This window comes from Aeromonas sp. SER (assembly GCF_038739615.1).
GTDB lineage: Bacteria > Pseudomonadota > Gammaproteobacteria > Enterobacterales > Aeromonadaceae > Aeromonas > Aeromonas jandaei.
Map to the genome: position 1 here is coordinate 112807 of NZ_JBCGFC010000011.1, position 22736 is coordinate 135542.

Below are 22736 nucleotides of genomic sequence, written 5' to 3' on the forward strand. Positions count from 1 at the left end.
CATGTTGCAAAGTGACGGTGAGGCTGGATGATGGGCATTCAGGTTGCCAGCCCGGTGGCCGGGACGACAAGGGAAGGGGAGAGAGGATGAGAAACTGTCTGGTGATGGGGGCTGCGGGCTATATAGGCTCCTATCTGGTGCCTCACCTGCAAACGCTGGGCTACAGGGTGATTGCCGGGGCGCGCCGTCCCTGCCGCTTGCCTGAGGGTGTCGAGTTTCGCCTCGCCGACAGCCTCAAGCCCATCACTTTGCTGCCTGCGCTGGCGGGCATCGATACCGTTTTCTATCTGGTGCATGCCATGGGGGCGGGTGCCGATTTTCACCGGCTGGAGCAGCAGGGGGTGAAGAACTTTGCTGCCGCCGCCCGCGCTGCCGGGGTGCGCCGCATCATCTATCTCGGGGCAATCCAGCCGGAGCAGTGCAACAGTCGCCATCTCAACTCCCGCCGCCACTGTGGCGAGCTGTTTCGTGAATCCGGCGTACCGACGGTGGAGCTGCGCGCAGGCATTATCATCGGCCCGGGCTCGGCGGCGTTCGAGGTGATGCGGGATCTGGTGTTCAACCTGCCGATGATGGTGACGCCGAAGTGGGTGCGCTCGCGCACGCCGCCGATTGCGCTGTCCAACCTGCTGCACTATCTGGGCGGGCTGGTGGAAGCCGACGAGGTGGATGGCCGCATCTTCAATGCGGTCGGCCCAGAACTGCTCAGCTATCAACAGCAGTTGCAGAAGTTCGCCGCCCATATCGGCAAGCGCTGTCCCATCATTCCCATCCCGTTTTTGAGTCCGCGTCTCTCCGCCTGGTGGCTGCAGTTTGTCACTTCGGTGCCGCAGCCGGTGGCCAAGGCATTGGTGGGTGGCCTCAAGCACGACATTCCTGCCGATGACGGCCCGCTGCGTGCCCTGCTGCCGCAGACCCTGCTCAGCTTCGACGAGGCACTGGCCGAGAGTCTGGCGCTGGAGCAGAAGCTGGGGGCCGAGCAGCAGGGGCAGGAGACGCCGCTCGGCCTGCGCTGGCGCCATCCCGAATATGGCTTCTATGACCGTACCGCCAGCGGCGATGCCATCTGTCTCGCCTCCCCCGAGGTGGTGTGGCAGGTGTTGCAGCAGCTGGGGGGCGAGAAGCGCTACTTCTACATGAACCAGCTGTGGGTGGTGCGCGAATGGATGGATCATCTTATCGGTGGTCCGGCACGCACCCGTGGCCGCAGCAATCCCGATCGCTTCGTGAAGGGTGACATGCTCGACTCCTGGCAGATCCTCGGAGTCGATGAGGGGCGCAGGCTCGATCTGCTGTTCAACATGAAGGCCCCGGGCGTGGGTCGGCTGGAGTTTAACATCCTGCCGGAGGAGTCCGGGTTGACCCGCATCCGGGTCACAGCCCACTGGCATCCGCAGGGCGCATGGGGGCTGGCTTACTGGCTCGCCATGCTGCCGTTCCACCTCTTCATCTTTCAGGGGATGACCGAGGCCATCGCTCGAGAGGCGGAGGCAAAAGCCGGGATCCCCGTAATGGATTGAACCTCTTGGCTTCGCGCTGATGGCGCTGGCTGTGGCCAGTCAGATGCCGTCAGCCCTCCCTTTGGCCCATATTGAGGTGCTTCCCCGGGCAAAGGCTGGCATCATGCCGCGGTCTTGTTTACCGCGGATAGATAACCAGTCAGAAAAAGAAGGGATTATGAAGAAAAAACCATCAATTTTGGGGGGCGCCTGCATTATCGCCAGCGTCTGCGTGGGGGCTGGCATGCTCGGTCTGCCGAGTTCGGGGGCGGGGGCCTGGACCCTCTGGTCGGTGTTGGCACTGACCGTCACCATGGTGATGATGACCCTCTCCGGCTGGATGCTGCTGGAAGCCTTCCAGCACCACGACATGCGCGTCTCCTTCAATACCGTGACCCGCGAACTGCTGGGGGAGCGGCTCAACTTCTTCAACAATCTCTCGGTCTACTTTGTCGGTGGCATTCTGCTCTACGCCTACATCACCTCCTCGGGTGCCATCCTGCAGGGGATTCTGGGGATCGACAGCAAGCTCGCTTCCGTGCTGTTCGTGGCAGTGTTTTCGCTGGTGGTCTGGCACTCGACCCGCGCCGTTGACCGCATCTCTGTGGTGCTGATCGCCTTCATGATCATCAGCTTCGCCCTCGGCGTGACCGGTCTGCTAGGCCATATCAAGCTGCCGACCCTGCTCGATCTGGCTGGTGGCGAGAGTCACTACGCCCCCTATGCCATGGCGATGCTGCCGGTGGCGCTCACCTCGTTTGGCTATCACCACTCGGTCGCCTCCCTGCGCGCCTACTACCAGAACGAGCGGCAGGCAAAGTGGGCGATTCTGGGGGGAACCCTGATCGCGCTGGCGCTCTATGTGCTCTGGCTGCTGGGGATCTTCGGCAACCTGCCCCGTCAGGAGTTTGCCCCCGTGATTGCCCAAGGCGGCGATGTGAACGTGCTGCTGAAGGCGCTCTCCGGCGTCATCGAGTCGGAGCAGGTAGCCAGCGCCATCAACGGCTTCTCCATGGCGGCCATTCTCTCCTCCTTTATCGGGGTGGGGCTCGGGGTGTTCGACTATCTGGCGGATCTGTTCAAGTTCGACAACAGTCGTGCCGGTCGCTGCAAGAGCTGGGCTGTTACCTTCCTGCCACCGCTGCTGCTCTCCCTGCTCTTCCCGTTCGGCTTCCTGCTGGCCATCGGTTATGCCGGCGCGGTGGCCACAGTGTGGACCTGTCTCATTCCGGCGCTGCTGGTGCTGAAGTTCCGCGCCCGGGCAGCCGGTGGCAGCGCAGCCCCCCATTTCGTCACCCCGGGTGGCAAGCTGGTGGCCTGGCTGCTGATCCTGTTCGGATTGGCGACCGCACTGTTCCACTTCCTCGCGATGGCGAACCTGCTGCCGGTCTACTCGGGTCAGTAGTCGTCACGCAGGGTCACATGATGGCGGCAGGGTAACTTGCCGCCATTTTTCACCTGTAATGCAGTATCTATAACTAAAGTGGTATCTGTGACTGGGGGATGGTGCTAAACGAACTGGTCTGATCTGGCTAATGGCAGCATGATCTGCTGGGCATGCCCACCGCTTTCTTTTATGATCCCCGCCCTTCTGCGTGCCCCCTGCCGGCACCTCATTTGCACCAACCACATCGGGGTCCCCCATGTCCGATCTGCGTCAAGAAGCACTCGATTACCACGCTCAGCCCGTACCGGGCAAAATTGCCATCGCCCTGACCAAACCCGCCGAAACCGCCCGCGATCTGGCGCTGGCCTACAGCCCGGGGGTCGCCGAGCCGGTGCGCGAGATCGCTGCCAACCCGGCCGATGCCTACCGCTATACCGGCAAGGGCAATCTGGTGGCCGTCATCTCCAACGGCACCGCCATTCTGGGTCTGGGCAATCTGGGGCCGCTGGCCTCCAAGCCGGTGATGGAGGGCAAGGCCCTGCTGTTCAAGCGCTTCGCCGGCATCGACGCCATCGACATCGAGGTGAAGCACGAGACCAGCCAGCAGTTCATCGACACGGTGGCGGCTATCGCCGATACCTTCGGCGGCATCAATCTGGAAGATATCAAGGCACCTGAGTGCTTCGAGATCGAGCAGGCGCTGATCGAGTGCTGCGATATTCCGGTGTTCCATGATGACCAGCACGGCACTGCCATCGTCACCGCCGCCGGTCTGCTCAATGCACTGGAGATCCAGGGCAAGCTCATCAGCGACAGCCGCATCGTCTGCATGGGAGCGGGGGCTGCCGCCACCGCCTGCATGGACCTGCTGATCAAGTGTGGCGCCAGAGCGCACAACATCTTCATGCTGGATCGTCAGGGTGTTATCCACACCGGCCGCAGCGATCTCAACAAGTACAAGCAGCGCTTCGCCAACGAGACCCCGCTGCGCACCCTGATGGATGTCATCGAAGGGGCGGATGTGTTTGTCGGTGTTTCCGGCCCCGATGTGCTGCCCGCCGAAGCGGTCGCCCTGATGGCGCCCAATCCGGTGATCTTCGCCTGCTCCAACCCGGATCCGGAGATCAAACCGGCACTGGCCCACGGGGTGCGCAGCGACCTCATCATGGGCACCGGTCGCTCCGATTACCCGAACCAGATCAACAACGTGCTCTGCTTCCCCTTCATCTTCCGCGGCGCCCTCGATGCCCGTGCCAGCCGTATCAACGATGCCATGAAGATTGCCGCGGTCGAGGCGATCCGCGCGCTGGCCAAGGAGCCGGTGCCGGCCGAGGTGCTGACCGCCGCCGGGGTCAGCGAGCTCGCCTTCGGCAAGGATTACGTCATTCCCAAGCCGATGGATGCCCGTTTGCTGCCGCGGGTTGCCCGCGCCGTAGCGCTGGCGGCGGTGGCCTCCGGCGTCGCCCGCATCGAGCTGCCTGTGGACTACATGCTGTAATCCGGCGTTGCAAACGGCCCCATAGCGGGGCCGTTTTTATCTCTGCTTCTGGCGACAGCCAGAGACGCCATACGGGTGACAGGTTGGGGGAGATGGGGGCAAATCGGGTTCAAAGGTGGTCAAACAGCGCTCTCCTCTGACACAATATTGCCACTATGACGCTAACGAGAATCAAGATGCAGCAGCCTGTCAGCGGCCGTTTGGCCCACGCCCTCTCCTTCTTGCGCCATGATGGTCGCCACTTTGCCCAGTTTGTCTGGGGCCGTTTCCAGCAGGACAGATTGACGGTCACTGCCGGTTATCTGGCCTATGTCACTCTGCTTTCACTGGTGCCGATGATCGCCGTGGTCTTTGGCATGATGTCCGCCTTCCCGGTGTTCCAGAGCCTCAAACAGGCGATGGAGCAGTTCGTCTACCACAACTTCGTGCCGACGGCGGGAGAGGTGCTCAAGGAGTACATCGACGGCTTCGTCGCCAATGCCACCAACACCACGGCGGTGGGGATCGGGGCGCTGGTGGTGGTGGCGCTGATGCTGATCTCCGCCATCGACAAGAACCTCAACTACATCTGGCGTTCGACCCAAGGCCGCCCGCTGGCGCAGGCGTTTGCCATGTACTGGATGATCCTCACCCTGGGGCCCGTGCTTATCGGGGCCAGTATCGCCATCTCCTCCTACATCTTCTCGCTGCGGCTGTTTGGCGCCGAGAGCCTGTTCGGCATCGGCTATCTGCTGCTGCGCGGCTTGCCGTTCCTATTCTCGGTGCTCACCTTCCTGCTGGTCTATACCGTGGTACCGAACTGCAAGGTGCGGCTGGCCCACGCCTTTATCGGCGCGCTGGTGGCGGCGACTCTGTTCGAGCTGGCCAAGCGCGGCTTTGCCATCTACATCACCAGCTTCCCCTCCTATCAGGCGATCTACGGTGCGCTTGCCACCATCCCGATCCTGTTTGTCTGGGTCTATTTGAGTTGGCTGGTGGTGCTGCTTGGTGCGGAGACTACCGCCTGCCTCGGCGAGTACGAGAAGCCGGCGAGCGAGGAGCTGGGCTAAGCCATCGCCTTGGCCACCGGTTTATTGGTAGCATCGACGACCGCCCCTGCAATCGAGCCGGGGCGGTCGTTCTGTTTTGAGAGGAGAGGGATGTGATTGCACTGATTCAGCGGGTCTCCGAGGCCAGCGTGACCGTCGAAGGGGAGGTGACCGGCGCCATCGGTCAGGGGCTGCTGGTGCTGCTCGGGGTGGAGCAGGGTGATGATGAGGCCAAGGCCGACAAACTGCTGCACAAGGTGAGCGGCTATCGGGTCTTCAGTGACGAGAACGGCAAGATGAACCTCAATGTCAGCCAGATCGGTGGCAGCCTGCTGGTGGTCTCCCAGTTTACCCTGGCGGCCGATACCAAGAGCGGGATGCGCCCCAGCTTCTCCTGCGGTGCCCACCCGAGCGAGGCCGAACGCCTCTATGACTACTTCGTGGCGAAGGCTGCTGCCAGCGGCATCCCGACCGCAACCGGGCGTTTTGCCGCCGACATGAAGGTGGCGCTGGTCAACGACGGCCCGGTTACCTTCTGGCTACAGGTCTGAGGATGCCTGATCCCGCGGTATGACGTGGACGATCACGTTGATGAGCCCTGCGACCGGATAGGGGGTGGCCGGGCCAATCCACTGTTCTATCAGTGTCAGGGCGTGGGTTAGCTCCAGTTCGGTGCGCGGCAACAGGTTGATGACCAGAGTGCCGCAGAGGCGGGGAGCCAGCGCCCGGTAGAGCCGCTCCTGAAACAGCAGCAGCGGGTTGCCATCCTGACTGAAGAGATCGAGCAGGATGAGGTCGTACTGCTGCTCGCTCTGCTCCAGAAAGGCGAGGGCATCGGCTTGATGGAGTGCCGGAGCAGCGCGTTCATCGCTCTCCTGATGCTGGAAAAACTGCTGATAAACGGTCAGCACCTCTTCGTCGAGATCGACGCACTCGTGGCGGGCATCGGGCCAGCGCTGACTCAGATGGCGGGTGAGATCACCACCACCCAACCCCAGTTCGAGGATCTGCCCGGCCTGCTCCGGCAGCAGGCTGGCGATGACCCGTTGATGGGGCAGACAGAGGGCGGCGGGGTCGGCGAGCGACATGGCAGATTGCACCACACCGTCTATCTCCAGCCAGCGGTGCTGCTCATTTTCCTGCACGGTGAGGCGGCGCTGGGGTTTGACGCTGAGGTGCAACAAGTGATCGGCTTGGTACGCTTGCAGATTGAAGTCCATGAATTTGCACGGCAAGATGGTTTCCGACCAGTGTAACTCAAGGATCGATCTATGTACCGGGTGGTCACCCCCCAAACGGCAGCCGAGCCGGGTACTTACTGCGAGCTGCGCTGGAAACGTCTGTGTAAGCCCTTCCATCTGCCAGTCGGCGCAAACTCAAGGATGAAACTATGTATCGGGTAGTCACCCCTCAGACAGCCGCCGAGCTGGATGCCTATTACCAGTTGCGCTGGGAACTTCTGCGTAAACCCTTCAATCTGCCCGTCGGTTCCGAGCGGGACGAATACGACTCCGTTGCCATTCACCGACTGATGCTGGCACCCGATGGCACCCCCATCGCGGTGGGTCGCCTCTTTATCGGTGGCGACGAGGCGCAGATCCGCTTTATGGCGCTGCGTCCCGAATATCGCGGCCAGGGGCTGGGCGCCAAAATGGTGGAGGATCTCGAGCAGCTGGCCCGCAGCGAGAAGGTGAAACGGCTGGTGATGAACGCCCGTCAGGAGGCGGTGGAGTTCTATCGCAAGTGTGGTTTTCTCGAAGTGGGGGGCGGCCCCGTCTCCTTTGGCCGCATTCCCCATCGCCAGATGATCAAATCCCTGAGCCCGTTGCAGACTATCCAGTATCGGCCGGAGTGGTGTCAGGATCTCACCACCCGCTGGTCGCGCGGGGTGCCCATCAGCGAGAAGATGGGGATGCACATCAGCCACTACGATGGCCAGACCTTCCACCTCAAGGCCAATCTGGCGGCCAACCTTAACGTGCACGGCAGCATGTTTGCCGGCAGTGTCTACAGCCAGTGTGTGCTGGCGGGTTGGGGACTAATCTGGCTGCAACTTAAAGAAGAGGGGCTGGTGGGCGAACCAGTGCTGGCCGAGAGCACCATCAAATATCATGGCCCGGTCGATGAGGAGCCGGAGGCGCGGGTGGCCCGCGAGGGGATGCCCGCCGTGCTGCAGCCGCTCAAACGGGGCGAGCCTGCCACCTTCAGCCTCAATATCCAGTTGTTCAGCGGCGGCAAGCTGGCGGCGGAGTTCTGCGGTCACTACGTGGTGCAGCCGGTCAAGCGACCGGGCCATTAACGGCAACGTGCTTCGCCACAAAACAAACAAGGCCTCATCATGAGGCCTTGTCTGTTTTACCCTTGCGGGCTGTTGGTCGCCTGCTCGGCTTGGGCTTGGGCTTGGGCTTGGGCTTTTGGCGCAGGAGCCGGTCGCCAGAGTGGCGCGCTGTTGCCCTGCGGCGGGTAGCGCACCCCGGTCTCCCAGCCGCAGCCATCCGGCTTCTGCTTGAAATCCCAGCTCAGAGTAGGCGCGGTGAGCGGGCCGCGCCACTGGCCGATAAGCTCGGCGCAGCGGTTGCCGTTGAGTACTCCCAGATCGAGTTGCCACTGCTCCTTGACCAGATCGATACCGCCCTGCGCACCCAGCAGGTGAGTGATGGTGGAGGCGCCAGCCTGTTCGAGCTGTAGCTGCCCCTTGTCGATCTTGCCCTGCAGCCTGACGCGGTAGAAGGGGGTATCGCCACCCTGCATCGCCTGCCACAGCTGATCCGGATTGAGCGCCGGCGCTGTTGCCTGCTTGAACCACTGATCCAGCAGCGGGTCTATCTTCACCTTGTCCCAGAAGGGTTCGTTGGCGTCGAGGGCGAAACTGCCCTGCAGGGTGCTGCGCCACTCACCCGGTGCGCTGCCGTGCTCCGCCTGCAGGTCGGCACTCAGCTCTGCCTTGCCGGAGAAGGAGACAGGAGAGCCGAACATCTTGCCCCACTGCTCCAGATCGAGTTTGGTCGCCTTCAACTGCAGGGTGCTGCTCTGGCCCGGTTCGCGTGCCCACTGGCCGCTCATGCTGAGGCTGCCCTCATCCTGCAGCGAGCTGGTGAGCTTGCCCAGTTGCCAGGAGCTGGGGGTCAGCTCGCCATCCAGTTCACCGTTGCGGGCGCTGAGGCCATCCCACACCAGCTCGAACCACTTGCTCTCGATACGGGCACGGCCAAGCAGCGGGCCGGGCTGATTGCCACGCAGGGCGAGATCGCTCAGGTAGAGCTGCCAGCCGGTCAGAGACAGAGGGATGGAATCGTCGAAGGAGAGCACCTTGAGCTTGTCGAACGCCAGCTTGCGGATATCCACCTGCTGCGGGCGCCAGCCCTGCCAATCCTGCCACCAACCTTGCGGCAGGCTGATATCCATGCCGCTCAGCGCCACGTCTTTCAGGGTCAGCTTCTGCTGCTGGGTATCGAGGGAGAGCTCGACATTGAACTCCCCTTCATAGGCTTTGCCCTGCAGTTCGCCGTCGAGCTGCTGGGGCGAGAAGGCGAGCTTGCCCTTGATCCCCTCCAGCTGGAACAGGCCGCGCCCCATGTCGCCCAGGGTGCCGCTCAGATAGCCGGTGGGCTGGTTGCCCGCCTGCCAGTTGAAGGCGGTGAGCTGGCCACTGAAGTTGTTGAAGGAGAGCTCCTGCTCGATGGAGTTGATACTCACCTGGTCGAACTGGCCGCGATCCAGCGATACCTGCCGCAGCGGGAATTGGTGCTGTGCCAGATCCCCCAGTTCGATCCGCATGCCGCGCGCCTTGAGATCGTGCAGTTCGAGGGTTCGAGCCGGCCAGTCGAGCACCATGCCGCTCTCCAGCAGGCCGTCGAACAGGTTGGTCACCAGCTTGTCGCTGCGCAGCACCTCTCCCTCCAGCCGCCCTTTCAGGCTGAGACGGGCGAAGGTGAACTGTGGTGTCTCCAGCTGGCCGATGTTGAGGGTCAGGTTGGCCTGTGGCTGGCGTTTCGGATCGATCAGATCCCAGTCGCTCAGGGTGGCGTTGAGGCCGCGCAGGGTCAGCCCGTCGCTCTCAAGGCTCAGCCGGTCTATGGTGCTGTCACCGATGGAGAGGGAGTGCACCGGCAGGCTGGGCAGCTGGTTGGGCAGCGGCAGCTTGATGGCGGGGCGAATGAGGTCGAGATGGGCGATCCGCACATCGCGGTTCAGCCAGTCGATGCTCTCGATCTCCAGATAGATCTTGTCGAGAGAAACCGCATCGCCGTAGCGCACCTGCTCCGCCAGCAGGGTGTAGGGGTGGAGCGGGTTGAATACCAGCCGCCCTATGGTGACCGGTACGCCGGTCTGCTGGCTGATCCAGCTGGCGATGGGGCCTTTGGCGCGCTCGGCGTCGAACAGACCGAGGACAACCCAGACAAAGAGCAGCAGGAAGGCAAAGGTGTAGAGCAGGCCGCGTAGCCAGGAATTCATAAGTGCTTTCCTCCTGTATTGGTTGAGTGATCAGGCGTTGGCAGCGAGATTCCGCAGGTCAGGCATTGGAATAGTGATCCCGTAAGCCAAGCCAGCGCCGTATCAAGGGTTCGACATGACTCGGATGCCTATCCATAAGGAAGCGCGCCATCTTCTGTACCTGCGGAATAAGCGGTTGATCCCGCACCAGATCGGCGATCTTGAGATCGGCCAGACCGGTCTGGCGGGTGCCGAGCAGTTCCCCCGGGCCGCGCAGTTCCAGATCGCGCTGGGCGATGAGGAAGCCGTCGTTGGTCTCACGCAGCACCCCGAGCCGGCTCTGGGCCGTTTTGGACAAGGGGGCATGATAGAGCAGCACGCAGTGCGAGGCTACCGCTCCGCGTCCGACCCGGCCGCGCAGCTGGTGCAGCTGCGCCAGCCCGAGCCGTTCCGGGTTCTCGATGATCATCAGGCTGGCGTTGGGTACATCCACCCCCACCTCGATGACGGTGGTGGCGACCAGCAGTTGCAGTATGCCTGCCTTGAACTCCTCCATCACCCGCTGTTTCTCGACCGGACGCATCCGGCCGTGTACCAGCCCGATATGCAGGCCGGGCAGCAGGTTCTGCAGCTCGGCGGCGGTATCCTCGGCGGCCTGACACTCCAGCACCTCCGACTCCTCGATCAGGGTGCAGACCCAGTAGGCCTGCTTGCCCTCGGTGCAGGCGAGCTTGACCCGCTCGATCACATCGCCGCGACGGCTGTCGGGCAGCGCTACCGTGGTGATGGGGGTTCGGCCCGGCGGCAGCTCGTCGATGACCGAGGTATCGAGGTCGGCATAGGCGGTCATCGCCAGGGTGCGGGGGATCGGGGTGGCGGTCATGATGAGCTGATGGGGATGTACCCCCTCCCGCTCCCCTTTCTCGCGCAGGGCGAGGCGCTGATGCACCCCGAATCTGTGCTGTTCATCGATGATGACCAGCGCCAGGCGCTGGAACACCACCTGCTCCTGAAAGATGGCGTGGGTGCCCACCACCATCTTGACGCTGCCATCGGCAATGGCGGCCAGCGCCTCCTCCCGCGCCTTGCCTTTCTGCTTGCCCGCCAGCCAGCCGACTCCGATGCCGAGCGGCTCCAGCCACTTGGCGAAGTTGATGGCGTGCTGTTCCGCCAGCAGTTCGGTCGGCGCCATCAAACCCACCTGACAGCCGTTGCCGATGGCTTGCAGGGCGGCCAGCGCTGCGACCAGGGTCTTGCCGGAGCCCACGTCACCCTGCACCAGCCGCATCATGGGGTGGCTCTGTTGCAGATCCTTGCTTATCTCGGCCACCACCCGGCTCTGGGCACCGGTGGGCTTGAACGGCAGGGCGCCGAGCAGCTGTTCGACCAGCGCGGGAGCCGGTTTGAGGGCGCGGGCCAGCTGGGTTTGTGCCTGAGCACGCACCTTCAAGACCGAGAGGTTGTGAGCCAGCAGCTCCTCCAGTACCAGTCGCTGCTGGGCCGGATGTTGGCCGCTTTCCAGCAGCGGCAGCGCCACCGAGGGGGGCGGACGGTGCAGCAGCTTCAGAGCGGCGGCCAGCTCAATCTGGTGGGGATAGAGGCCGGCGGGCAGCAGCTCCTCGACGCCATAGAGGTCGAGCTGGGCCAGCGCCTGATCGGTGAGGTTGCGCAGGGTGAGCTGGCGCAGTCCTTCGGTAGTCGGGTAGACGGGGGTGAGCGCCTCTTCGGTCTGGCCGGCCTGCTCCTCGCCGAGCAGCTTGTACTCGGGGTGGGCCATCTCCAGCCCGTATTTGCCGGGGCGCACCTCGCCAAAGCAGCGGATCAGGCGGCCCGTCGCCAGACTGTTCTTCTGGGCGGCGGTGAAGTTGAAGAAGCGCAGGGTGAGGGTACCGGTGCCGTCGCTGATACGGCAGACCAGCATGCGACGACGCCCCATCACCAGCTGAGTGTCCTGGATCTCCCCCTCGACGGCGCCGTGCAGCCCGGGCGGCAGATCGCCGATGGGCCACACCTGGGTGCGGTCCTCGTAGCGCAGGGGGAGATGGAACAGCAGGTCCTGTACCGTGGCCAGTCCCAGCCGCTCGAGCTTCTCCTGCATCTTGCTGCCGACACCCTTGAGGCTGTCGAGAGGAATTTTATCCAATTTCATCAATTAGATGCCCGAAAACACTGTAAATATGTCCAGATGATAGGGGTTGTTGAGGGGCCGATGCAAGCCGAGTTGCTGCTGGCAGGGCTGCCAACGCGGGGGAAATGGCGGATATAACAAAGGCCTGCCGAAAACGGGAGGCCTTGGTCTGATTGCCGTTGGGCTGGGTGGGCGCGGCGCGCCCCGGGGTCAGATGATCCGCTTGAGCAGCAGATGGGCCTTGACCCGGTGGATCCGTCCCAACAGCTTGCGCACCTGCTCCGGGTAGTCGTGGATCTGCTCTACCTGATCGAAGTGGCTGATCCGCTTGGTGTTGGCCAGAATGTTCTCCCGCTCGGCATTGAACTGGGGACGCAGGTGGTGGCGACGATCGTGCACCAGCAGGCCGTTCTCCAGATCCAGCGCCCAGGCGCGCGGGTTGAGGTTGTTGCCGGTGAGCAGGGCCCACTCGTCATCCACGAAGATCCCCTTGAGATGGTAGGAGTTGCGCTCGCAGCACCAGAGCATCAGGTTGAGACGACCATCATCGATGTGATGCTGGTTGCGCTCGGCAAACTTGCGCAGGTTGGTCTCGTAGAGATAGGGCAGGCCGCCGATGGTGGAGAACTTCTCCTCCGGCGGGATGAAGAAGTCGTTGGCGGTCTTGTCGCCCACCACAATCGTTACCTTGCAGCCGCGCTGCAGCAGATCCTCGATATCCTTGCTCAACTCCTTGGGCGGGTTGAAGTAAGGGGTGCAGATGAAGATCTCCCGCTCGGTGGAGCGCACCAGATTGCGGATCATCTGGTTGAGCTGGTTGTTGCGTTTGCCCAGACCCGCCATCGGGGTGATGGCCACCTCCTGGGTGTTGACCGGCATGGTGGCGAAGCGGTACTGCCCCTGACGCAGACTCAGCTTGAAGCGGCGGATCGGCCCCTTCAGCTGTTTGGCGCTGGGCACGTCGCTGCGATCCAGTCGCTGCACCGCGTCGCTCTTCACGAACAGGTCATCCACGTAGTTGACCATGCTGCGGGCCAGCTCCGGGCTGATGATCTGGTGATAGCGGTCGAAGCGGTAGCGATCCTGCTGGTGCAGGTAGATGTCGTTGAGGCTGGCACCGGAGTAGAGCACCGCATCGTCAAAGATGAAGCCCTTGAGGTGCAACACGCCGAGCAGCTCGCGCCCCTTGACCGGAACGCCGTAGATTTCGATCTTGTGCTCGTAGCGGGCAGCCATCTCCTGATACATCAGGTGGTTGCCACCCTGCTTGCCCTTGCCGATCAGGCCGCGCTGGGCACGGTGGAAGTCGACGAACACCTTGACGTCGAGAGCCGGGTTGCGCTGCTTGGCCTCGTAGAGGGCGGTGAGGATCTCGCGACCCGCGTCGTCATCCTGCAGATAGAGCGCGACCAGATAGATACGCTGGGTAGCACTGGCAATGAGTGCAAGAATGCGGCGCTTGAAATCCTTGGCGCTGTAGAGCACTTCAAACTGGTCTGCCGCGACGGCGATCTGGGGCAGGCGTGTCAGCAGTTGTCGATAATGGGCCGATGAATGCATAGAGAGACCTGAAATCACGGGGTTAAGCGTTCCACTCGGAGCGATGAATAGGCGATTCTAGCAATCTCGCCCTCTCAGCCAAAGAAAGAATCGTCAGAAAGATGAAAAAGGCCTCACAAGTGAGGCCTTTTTTGTGCGCGTTGGCAGTGATCAGAGGAAGCTGTAAATGATCATCGCCATCACGCCGCCGGTGGTGCCGATGATGGTCTCCATCACGGTCCAGGTCTGCAGGGTCTGCTTCTCGGAGAGGCCGAGGTAGCGGTTGGCCAGCCAGAAACCGGAGTCGTTGACGTGGGAGAGCACGATGGCACCGCCGCCGATGGCGATGGTGACGGCAGCCAGCTGGGCACCGTTCAGGCCGAGCGGCTCCAGCATCGGCAGCACCAGACCACAGGCGGTCAGCATGGCGACGGTGGCGGAGCCCTGAATCACCCGCACCGCGGCGGCCAGAATAAAGGCCAGCGCGACGATGGGCAGACCGGAGTCGGCCAGCATGTTGCCAAGGGCGGCACCCACGCCGGAATCAACCAGCACCTGCTTGAACACGCCACCGGCACCGGTAACCAGAATGATGACGCCCGCCGGCTGGATGGCGCTGTTGCAGACGCTCATCACCTCGTCACGGGACATGCCGCGGCGAATACCCAGCAGATAGAAGGCGGCCAGGCAGGCGACCATGATGGCGGTGAAGGGGTGACCGATGAACTCCAGCCAGTTGTGCAGGGTAGAGCCCGCCTCGACGAAGCGGCCGACGATGGTCTTGAGGCCGATCAGCAGCAGCGGCAGGCCGATGAGGCCCATGGCCAGCCCGAAGGAGGGCAGAGATTTGCTGTCATCGTGGACGCTGTTCTGGGCATCGGCGGGCAGCGGCACATCGACGATCTTGCTGATGAAGTCACCGAACAGCGGGCCTGCCAGGATCAGCGCCGGTACGGCGGCGATCAGGCCGAACAGGATCATGTAGCCGAAGTCGGCACCCAGCTGGGAAGCCACCAGAATCGGGCCCGGCGCCGGAATAAGGAAGGCCTGACAGGTGGCGATACCGGCCAGCAGGGCGATACCGATCTTCACCACGCTGCCGCCGCCACGACGGACGATGGCGAAGGCGACGCCGATCAGCAGCACCACGGCCACGTCAAAGAAGAGCGGCAGGGCGCAGACAAAGCCGGTCAGAGCCATGGCCCAGTTGGCGCGCTTGACGCCGAACTTGCCGAGCAGGGTGTGAGCCACCCGGTCGAGGGCACCGGTCACTTCCATCACCTTGCCAAACATGGCACCCAGCGCCACCACCACGGCGACGAAGCCGAGGGTGCCGCCCATCCCTTTCTGGATGGTAGCGGCGATGTCGGCCGGGTTCATGCCGGCGGCAAGACCGGCCACCATGGAGACCAGAATGAGGGAGACGACGGCGTGCAGACGAGCCTTCATCACCAGGAAGAGCAGCAGCACGATCGAGCCGGCGGCCGTCATGATCAGGGAGAGGTCAGACATTGTTATGCGTTCCTTAATCCAAGTTCGGTAGTGACACCCTGTCGATCCGTCGACAAACCATATCTTTATGATTTATTTAGATTTATGGCAAGGGCTCAACATCATATGCCCAGGTGACTATGGGTTTGCTCAGTCTGTGGCAGACTTCACATTTTTAATCGTTACCGGTAACATGTTACCGGTAACGTGCTAGATTAGAACCCATCAACAGCTGGTTTTTTGAAAAGTGGGACAGAGGTCAAATTATGGCGGGTAAGTGCATTATCGTGATGGGTGTATGTGGCAGCGGTAAATCCAGCGTGGGCCTCAAGGTGGCAGAAGCGCTGGGCGCCAAGTTCATCGATGGTGATGATCTCCACCCCAAGGCCAACATCCAGAAGATGGCTGGCGGCAACCCCCTCAACGATGAGGATCGCGCCCCCTGGCTGGAGCGGATCCGCGACGCCGCCTACAGTCTCGAGCAGAAGAACGAGACCGGCATCATCGTCTGTTCCGCCCTCAAGAAGAAGTACCGCGACCAGATCCGCGAAGGCAACGAGTCGGTCAGCTTCATCTTCCTCGATGGCAGCCAGCCGCTGATCCTCGAGCGGATGCGTGCCCGCAAGGGCCACTTCATGCGCGAAAGCATGGTACAAAGTCAGTTCGATACTCTGGAGCGCCCGGATGGCGAAGCCGGTGTATTCCACATCGATATCGACGGCACCTTCGAACAGGTGGTTGACCGCGCCGTCACAGCATTGGAGCAAGCCCAATGATTCATAAGGTAATTTCCGACGTCACTGCCCGCATCCGCGAGCGCAGTGCCGCCCGTCGTCAGGCCTTTATGGCCCGCATCCAGCGTCAGGCCGAGCAGGGCAAGACCCGCGCCGCACTGGCCTGCGGCAACCTGGCCCACGCCGTGGCCGCCTGCAGCAGTGACGAGAAGGGTCGCATCCTCGACATGACCCGTGCCAACGTCGGCATCGTCACCGCCTACAACGACATGCTGAGTGCCCATCAGCCCTATCAGGGCTATCCGGATATCATCAAGGGCGCGCTGGCCGAGCTGGGCCACAGTGCTCAGGTTGCCGGCGGCGTGCCCGCCATGTGCGACGGGGTGACTCAGGGTCAGCCGGGGATGGACATGTCCCTCTTCTCCCGCGATCTGATTGCTCAGGCAACCGCGCTGTCGCTCTCTCACAACACTTTCGATGCCACCCTGCTGCTTGGCATCTGCGACAAGATCGCTCCGGGCCAGATCATGGGGGCCCTCTCCCACGCTCACCTGCCGACTGCCTTCGTGCCGGCCGGCCCGATGGCGAGCGGTATCAGCAATGACGAGAAGGTGAAGGTTCGCCAGCAGTACGCCGCCGGTGAAGTGGGCCGCGACGCCCTGCTGCAGATGGAGTGCGGCGCCTACCACGCGGCGGGCACCTGCACCTTCTACGGTACCGCCAACACCAATCAGCTGGTGTTCGAGGCCATGGGCCTGATGCTGCCGGGCTCTGCCTTCGTCCACCCGCACAGCGAACTGCGCCATGCCCTGACCGTTGAGGCGGCACGCCGCATCAGCGCCATGATCCCAGGCTCCCCCGCCTATCGCCCGCTGAGCGAAGTGCTGGATGAGCGCTCGCTGGTCAACGGTCTGGTGGCCCTGCTCGCCTCCGGCGGCAGCACCAACCACAGCATCCATATGGTGGCGCTGGCTCGTGCCGCCGGTCTGGTTCTGACCTGGGATGACATCAGCGATCTCTCCGACGTGGTGCCGCTCTTGGTTCGCATGTACCCGAACGGCCCGGCCGACGTCAACGCCTTCGAACAGGCGGGCGGTGTGCCCGGTCTGATGCGCCGTCTGGCCGAAGAGGGGCTGATCCATATGGATGCCACCCCGGTCTTTGGCGAGATGCAGGATTACCTCAGCCGTCCGACTCTGGTCGACGGCCAGCTGGTATGGCAGCCGGTCGGTGAGAGCGGCGATGCGAGCGTGCTGTCGCCTTCCGGTAGCCGATTCCAGGCCACCGGCGGCACCAAGCTGCTGGCGGGCAATCTGGGCCGCGCCGTGGTCAAGGTCTCCGCCGTAGCTCCCGAGTATCGCGTCATCGAGGCGCCAGCGCGGGTCTTCTCCTCCCAGCATGCGGTAGAAGCGGCCTACAAGGCGGGCGATCTCAATCAGGACGCCGTGATTGTGGTGCGCCACAATGGCCCAGCCGCCAACGGCATGCCGGAGCTGCACAAGCTGATGCCGGTGCTCGGCAACCTGCAGAAGGCAGGCTACAAGGTGGCGCTGGTCACCGATGGCCGTCTCTCCGGTGCCTCCGGCAAGATCCCGGCCGCCATCCACGTCACCCCGGAAGCGCTGCACGGCGGGGCCATCGGCCTGCTGGCTGACGGCGACCTGCTGCGGGTTGACGCGGTAAACGGCAGCCTCGACTGCCTGACCGATTTGAGTGGCCGTACCCAGGCCGAGATTGACCTCACTCTGGAACAAGAGGGGTGGGGCCGTGAACTGTTCAGCGTGATGCGTCGCGCGGTATCGAGCGCCGAGTGTGGCGCCACCATCTTTGACTAAGGAAGAGCTATGCAGAACTGGAAAGTGACCCCGGCCGAGGTGTTTGCCGCCTCCCCGCTGGTACCCGTGATGGTTATCAACGAGCTGGATCAGGCCCTGCCGATGGCCAAGGCGCTGCTTGACGGCGGCATCTCTGTCTTCGAAATCACCCTGCGCACCCCGGTGGCGCTCGATGCCATCGCCCTCATCGCCAAGGCGATGCCGGATGCCATGGTCGGTGCCGGTACCGTGCTCAACTGCGAGCAGTTTGACGCAGCAGTTGCTGCCGGTGCCCGTTTCGTCATCTCCCCGGGGATGACGCCGGCCCTGCTGGCCCACGCCGCCAAGAGCACTGCACCGCTGATCCCGGGCGTTGCCACTCCTTCCGAGGTGATGCAGGCGCTGGAAGCGGGCTACGACCATCTGAAGTTCTTCCCGGCTGAAGCGAACGGCGGCACCAAGGCGCTCTCTGCCATTGCCGCGCCGTTGCCCCAGGTGAAGTTCTGCCCGACCGGCGGTATCGGCCCGAAAAACGTGGCCGACTATCTGGCACTCAAATGCGTGGCCACCGTCGGCGGCTCCTGGATGCTGCCGGCCGATGCGGTCAAGAGCGGCAACTGGGAAGAGGTGACCCGCCTCTCCCGCGAAGCGGTTGAATTGGTTAAACGCTAAGCGCAAGTCGTGTAGATAAATCGAACAGGCCACCCTCGGGTGGCCTGCTTCTTTTGGCCATTATGACGGCGGAAAAGCCATTTACAGGGTGCCGTCTGCTCCCTTATGGTCGTGGTCGGTTTCTTATCCGGCTGGCCGACATGTCCTTTCTCCATCGCTCCTGCCCGCAAGGGCACTTCACTCCGCTGCACAGCCATCCGCAGGCCCAGTATTGCTACATGCACGACGGTGGCGGCGTTATCACCGGCGGTGCTGCCAGCGAGCTGCTGGTTGCCGGCCAGCTCTGCTTTATTCCGGCGGGCTGGGAGCACGAATTTCGCGTGCTGCGCCACTCTCGCCTGTCGCTTGTCTATACCGCCTCTTCCGTATCAGCCCCTTTTGGCCTGCGCCAGGTGACACCGCTGCTGGCCGGCCTCTTTGCCCGCCTCAGCGAGCTGGAGGAGGGGGCCGAGCGGGAGGCCTATCTGACGGTGATTGGCCACGAGTTGGCGCGAGCTGCCCCGCAAGCGGCCCAGCCTGCGCTGGCGGCCAACCTCGATCCGCGCCTGCTGCGGGTGCTGGAGCGCTTCTGTCAGGCTCCCTCCATCAACACCACGCTTGCCGAGCTGGCCATGGATTGCGGCGCTTCGCTGCGCACCCTCAACCGGCTTTGCCTTCAGCAGCTGGGCTGTACCTTCCGCCAGTGGCGCGAGCAGGTGGTGATGGGGCGGGCCCGCCAGTTGCAGTATCAGGGGTTCACATCGGCGCAGATTGCCGACCTGCTCGGTTACGAAGACCCCGCCGCCTTCTCCCGCGCGCTCCAGCGTTTCGCCCGGCGCGACTCAGCGTCGTGAACCTATGTCGGCATCCTGCTCGCTGCCGCTCAACAGGCAGGTCACCTCGTCGGTCTGGCAGATCTTGCCGTCGCGAAAGGTGAAGAGACCGCTCACCTTGCAGACCAGCGGGGCGTCATCGTGGCGGGTGGCTCGTACCACATGGGTCGAGTGCACCCTGTCCCCTTGCGCGATGGTGGCGACAAACTCGATGGTGGCTTCGGCCAGATGATCTCTGAGCGTCGCGATGTGCTGGCGAAAGGCGGCGTAGTCGAGCTGCTCGCCGTTCACCTGCTGGCAGTAATCCGGGGTGAACCACTGGTCGAGCTCGGCCAGGGTAAAGCGGGGATCGCAGACAACGCGCTGCAGGCAGGCTTGCAATCGTTCGGTGTTGTTCATCTTCTGCTCCTGACATGTGGCTGGAATGCCGGGCCAGCATAGAGCAGAGGATGGTGAGAAGCGGTGGCAGGATGCGCCATCATGACGGGCCAACGCGCCATGATGGCAAGGGATCAGCCGAGGCTTTCCCCCTCATAGAGGGTGAAGCCCATATCCTTGCGGCTCTCGGCTGGCGGTTTGCCGCCGAGGCGGGCGAGCAGCATGGTGGCCGCTTCGCGGCCGATCTCTTCGCGGGGGGTGACGATACTGGCCAGCTTGGGGGTCATGGCATGGCCGATGTCGAGGGCGTTGCTGCCGGCGATGGCAATCTGCTGCGGCACCGGGATCCAGCGGCTCTGGCACTGCAGCAGGGCGCCGACGGCCAGGTCATCGTTGGTGCAGAAGATGCCGTCGAGGTCGGGGTAGCGCGCCAGCGCCTGATCGAGCAGCTCGCCGCCGAGGGTAAAGGTGGACGATTGCTCGGTCAGCAGGTGCTGGCCGGTGAGGCCGAAGTCCTGCATCGCCTGATAGTAGCCCTCCATCCGCAGCTGGGTCCGCACGTCGAGACGGGCGCCGAGATAGACCACCTGACGTCGGCCCCGGCGCAGCATCTCTGATACCATGGCCCGGGCGGCCGCCTTGTGATCCATGCCGACCACCATGTCGATGGGGTCGGGGGGGAGATCCATGGTCTCCACCACCGGAATGCCGGCAGTGGCGATCATCTTGCGGGTGCGCTCGGTGTGGCGGCTGTCGGAGAGGATCAGGCCATCCACGTTGTAGGAGAGCAGCGAGGCGATCTGCTCCTCCTCCCGCTCCGGGCTGTAGCCGTAGTGGGCGAGCAGGGTCTGGTAACCCGCCGGCCGGGTCACCGCTTCGATGCCGTGGATCACCGCCGAGAAGACCTGGTTGGAGAGGGAGGGGATCAGGATCCCGATCGCACGACTGGTCGCATTGGAGAGAATGTCCGGCGCCCGGTTGGGGATATAGCCCAGCTCCTCCACCGCTGCGGCGATCCGTTCGCGGGTGCCCTCGGCCACGGTCTGCGGATCGCGCAGATAGCGGCTGACGGTCATCTTGGTGACCCCGGTCAGGTCGGCGATATCCTGCAGGGTGGGGCGGCGCTTGCGAGTGGGGCTCATGACGGTATCCAGGATGAATGTTACTTGTAACATTACCGTTTTTGGCGGCGAAAGTCAGCATATGAAACCGTAAAGAGGCAGATTTCCGATGGTAAAAGGCAAGCAGTTCGCACAGGTGCGTTTCACGCAGGATGAAGTGGAGGGGGAGCACTTCTCGGAGTGCCGTTTTATCGGCTGTGACTTCTCCTGGCTCGATCTTGGCGAGAGCCGCTTCGTCGATTGCAGCTTCTACGATCGGGAGAGCGAGCAGAGCAGTCTGATGCAGGGCTGCGATCTGCGTGAGGCGAGCTTTCTGCGCTGCGATCTCACCATGGTCGATTGCAGTCGCAGCCAGTGTCTGGGGCTGGAGTTGCGCGACTGTCAGGCGGTAGGCATCAACTTTGCCCATGCCAGTTTTGCCAACCGGATCACCGCCAAAAGCTACTTCTGCGAGGCGCACCTGACCGGCAACAACTTCAGCTATGCCAGTTTCGAAGGCTGCCTGCTGGAGAAGTGCGAGCTCAGTGGCAACCGCTGGCAGGGGGCCAACCTGTTCGGCGCCTCGCTGGCAGGGTCTGATCTCAGTGGTTCCGAGTTTGGCCAGATCGACTGGAGCAGCTTCAGCCTGCAGGGCTGCGACCTGCGCCAGTGCGATCTGCCGGGGCTGGATCTGCGCCGGATCGATCTGCAGGGGGTGATGATTAACGAGGATCAGCAGCAGACGTTGCTGGAGCAGGTCGGTTTGATCGTCTTCCCCTGAGCTGACTGAAAAATATGTAATTTTTCACCAAAGAGGGGAGGAGCCTCTTCCCCTTGAATGACAAAAGCCTGCGCAGGGCAGGCTTTTGGCTGATGTGGGCTGGTGCGCGGCGTTACGAGCGCTTGCCCAGCCATTTGGTCGGGTTGATGGCCTCGCCTTGATAGCGGATCTCGAAGTAGAGGCCGGGCCTGTCCTGTCCGCCGCTGTCGCCGACCAGCGCCACCGGTTCGCCCTGCTCCACATTCTGGCCCACCTGGCGCAGCAGCGACTGGTTGTGACCGTAGAGGCTCATGTAGCCGCTGCCGTGGTCGATCACCAGCAGCATACCGAAGCCGTCGAGCCAGTCGGCGTAGACCACCTGACCCGGGGCGACCGCCTTGACCTGAGTGCCTTCGCTGGCGCCGATCAGGGTGCCTTTCCACTTCAGTTCGGCGGTACGCGGCGAGCCGTAGGCGATGAGGATCGGCCCCTGTACCGGCCAGCGCAGGCTGCCGTTGGTCTTGAGCCCGGTGTAGTGGCCGGCGCTGCTGATGCCGGAACCGCGCTCCGGCTTGGTGCTGGCGACCTCCTGCTGGCTCGCCTGATCCTGACGCTGCTGCTCGGCACGGCGCTGTTCTGCCAGACGGCGCTGACGCTCCTGTTCCGCCTTCAGCTTGGCCAGCCGTTCCCGTTCGGCCCGTTCGCGGCGCTCCTGCTCTTCCCGTTTGCGACGCAGCTCTTCCAGTCGGGCCTTCAGCGCTTTCTCCGCCTTGACCAGTTGGGTCAGCTTCTGTTCGTCATCCTCGACCGACTGCTGCAGCTGGTTGCGCACCTTGGCCCGGCTCTGCTGGCTGGCCAGCAGGGTCTGGTGGTGCTCCTGCTGTTCACTCAGCAGGGCCTGCAGCTTGCTTTCGGTCTCTTTGGTGGCTTGCTGGTTTTTCGCCAGCTTGTCGCGGGTAGCACGCAGCGCCTCGATGGCTTCGATGCGCGCCTTGTTGAGGTAGTCGTAGTAGTCGAGGGAGCGGCTCAGTTTGGCCGGATCCTGCTGATTGAGCAGCAGTTTGAGGTAATCGTGACTGCCGGCGGTGAAGGCGCTTTCCGCCTGCTTGGCCAGCAGTTGCTTCTGATGTTTGGCTTGTTGCTCCAGCGCCAGCTTGTCTTTTTGCAGATTGGCCAGCTTCTGCTGGTTCTGCTTGAGCTGTTGCCTGGTCTCATCAAGCTTGGCGGCAGCGGCCGAGATGGCCTGCTCGTCAGCTTTGAGCTGGGCGTTGAGCTTGGCCAGCTCCTGCTTGCTGAGCTTGATGGTCTGCTGTTGTTCCTTGATCTGGGACTGCATGGCGCCCAGCTGCTGATTGGCGGCCAAAACCGGTTTGCTGGCGCCAAATGACAGGCAAAAAAACAGCGCGCCGGCCAACAGGCCGACGCGACTGGTTTTTGGTGAAATAACTTCGCATCCCCGCAT

At 63.0% G+C, this 22736-nt stretch carries 19 protein-coding genes; 11 read left to right on the plus strand and 8 right to left on the minus strand.

Translation table 11 applies throughout. The annotated features are described in order from the left end of the window. The first annotated feature begins 86 nt into the window (after window positions 1–86). The 5 genes from AAHA41_RS16345 (at window position 87) to dtd (ending at window position 5963) form a co-directional block, all read left to right on the plus strand. On the plus strand, window positions 87–1520 hold the full coding sequence (locus AAHA41_RS16345) for a DUF2867 domain-containing protein (protein WP_069555503.1): 1434 nt from the start codon (window positions 87–89) through the stop codon (window positions 1518–1520). Between the two features lie 157 nt (window positions 1521–1677). Beyond that, on the plus strand, window positions 1678–2904 hold the full coding sequence (locus tag AAHA41_RS16350) for an aromatic amino acid transporter (RefSeq protein ID WP_071913996.1): 1227 nt from the start codon (window positions 1678–1680) through the stop codon (window positions 2902–2904). Window positions 2905–3142: 238 nt separating this feature from the next. Next, window positions 3143–4384, plus strand: coding sequence for a malic enzyme-like NAD(P)-binding protein (locus tag AAHA41_RS16355; protein ID WP_323068845.1), 1242 nt, complete (start codon window positions 3143–3145; stop codon window positions 4382–4384). Between the two features lie 176 nt (window positions 4385–4560). Next, complete coding sequence (locus AAHA41_RS16360; RefSeq protein WP_041209731.1) at window positions 4561–5433, plus strand: virulence factor BrkB family protein; 873 nt, start codon at window positions 4561–4563, stop codon at window positions 5431–5433. A 92-nt stretch (window positions 5434–5525) separates the two neighbouring features. Next, on the plus strand, window positions 5526–5963 hold the full coding sequence (dtd, locus tag AAHA41_RS16365) for a D-aminoacyl-tRNA deacylase (RefSeq protein WP_033138812.1): 438 nt from the start codon (window positions 5526–5528) through the stop codon (window positions 5961–5963). Here dtd and AAHA41_RS16370 read toward each other — a convergent pair. Next, window positions 5952–6632, minus strand: a complete 681-nt coding sequence (locus AAHA41_RS16370; protein WP_323068933.1) for a methyltransferase domain-containing protein — start codon at window positions 6630–6632, stop codon at window positions 5952–5954. The genes dtd and AAHA41_RS16370 overlap by 12 nt on opposite strands. A gap of 170 nt (window positions 6633–6802) precedes the next feature. On the opposite strand from AAHA41_RS16370, the gene AAHA41_RS16375 reads away from it, so the two are divergent. Further along, window positions 6803–7711, plus strand: a complete 909-nt coding sequence (locus AAHA41_RS16375; RefSeq protein ID WP_323068842.1) for a bifunctional GNAT family N-acetyltransferase/hotdog fold thioesterase — start codon at window positions 6803–6805, stop codon at window positions 7709–7711. Window positions 7712–7767: 56 nt separating this feature from the next. On the opposite strand, the gene AAHA41_RS16380 is transcribed toward AAHA41_RS16375, so the two are convergent. From AAHA41_RS16380 to gntU, 4 genes are all read right to left on the minus strand, one after another. Then, entirely contained in the window at window positions 7768–9867 is a 2100-nt protein-coding gene (locus AAHA41_RS16380; protein WP_323068840.1) for an AsmA family protein, read from the minus strand. A 58-nt stretch (window positions 9868–9925) separates the two neighbouring features. After that, complete coding sequence (recG, locus tag AAHA41_RS16385) at window positions 9926–11995, minus strand: ATP-dependent DNA helicase RecG (RefSeq protein ID WP_019445054.1); 2070 nt, start codon at window positions 11993–11995, stop codon at window positions 9926–9928. Between the two features lie 189 nt (window positions 11996–12184). After that, window positions 12185–13534, minus strand: coding sequence for a CDP-diacylglycerol--serine O-phosphatidyltransferase (pssA, locus tag AAHA41_RS16390; protein WP_019445053.1), 1350 nt, complete (start codon window positions 13532–13534; stop codon window positions 12185–12187). 150 nt (window positions 13535–13684) lie between these two features. Then, a complete protein-coding gene (gene gntU / locus AAHA41_RS16395; RefSeq protein WP_041209725.1) occupies window positions 13685–15025 on the minus strand; it encodes a gluconate transporter in 1341 nt (446 codons plus the stop codon). A 245-nt stretch (window positions 15026–15270) separates the two neighbouring features. Here gntU and AAHA41_RS16400 point away from each other — a divergent pair, with 245 nt between their 5' ends. From AAHA41_RS16400 to AAHA41_RS16415, 4 genes are all read left to right on the plus strand, one after another. Next, window positions 15271–15780 (plus strand): gluconokinase, encoded by a 510-nt coding sequence (locus AAHA41_RS16400; protein WP_005340649.1) that lies wholly within the window; start codon window positions 15271–15273, stop codon window positions 15778–15780. Continuing rightward, window positions 15777–17573: a phosphogluconate dehydratase gene (gene edd / locus AAHA41_RS16405; protein WP_323068838.1), complete on the plus strand. Its 1797-nt coding sequence runs from the start codon at window positions 15777–15779 to the stop codon at window positions 17571–17573. Before AAHA41_RS16400 ends, edd begins: the two co-directional genes overlap by 4 nt. A 9-nt stretch (window positions 17574–17582) precedes the next feature. Then, complete coding sequence (locus AAHA41_RS16410; RefSeq protein ID WP_005342660.1) at window positions 17583–18224, plus strand: bifunctional 4-hydroxy-2-oxoglutarate aldolase/2-dehydro-3-deoxy-phosphogluconate aldolase; 642 nt, start codon at window positions 17583–17585, stop codon at window positions 18222–18224. A gap of 140 nt (window positions 18225–18364) precedes the next feature. Beyond that, window positions 18365–19057 (plus strand): AraC family transcriptional regulator, encoded by a 693-nt coding sequence (locus AAHA41_RS16415; protein WP_323068836.1) that lies wholly within the window; start codon window positions 18365–18367, stop codon window positions 19055–19057. Here AAHA41_RS16415 and AAHA41_RS16420 read toward each other — a convergent pair. Both AAHA41_RS16420 and AAHA41_RS16425 read right to left on the minus strand, forming a co-directional pair. Beyond that, window positions 19046–19435 carry a nuclear transport factor 2 family protein gene (locus tag AAHA41_RS16420; RefSeq protein ID WP_323068834.1) on the minus strand — a complete coding sequence of 130 codons (390 nt, stop codon included), beginning with the start codon at window positions 19433–19435 and terminating at the stop codon, window positions 19046–19048. The genes AAHA41_RS16415 and AAHA41_RS16420 overlap by 12 nt on opposite strands. A gap of 113 nt (window positions 19436–19548) precedes the next feature. Beyond that, entirely contained in the window at window positions 19549–20556 is a 1008-nt protein-coding gene (locus tag AAHA41_RS16425) for a substrate-binding domain-containing protein (protein WP_033115604.1), read from the minus strand. An 88-nt stretch (window positions 20557–20644) separates the two neighbouring features. Here AAHA41_RS16425 and AAHA41_RS16430 point away from each other — a divergent pair, with 88 nt between their 5' ends. Then, window positions 20645–21295: a Qnr family pentapeptide repeat protein gene (locus AAHA41_RS16430; protein WP_323068832.1), complete on the plus strand. Its 651-nt coding sequence runs from the start codon at window positions 20645–20647 to the stop codon at window positions 21293–21295. Window positions 21296–21407: 112 nt separating this feature from the next. Here the strand turns inward: AAHA41_RS16430 and envC are convergent, their stop codons facing one another. Then, a complete protein-coding gene (gene envC / locus AAHA41_RS16435) occupies window positions 21408–22736 on the minus strand; it encodes a murein hydrolase activator EnvC (RefSeq protein WP_041209720.1) in 1329 nt (442 codons plus the stop codon).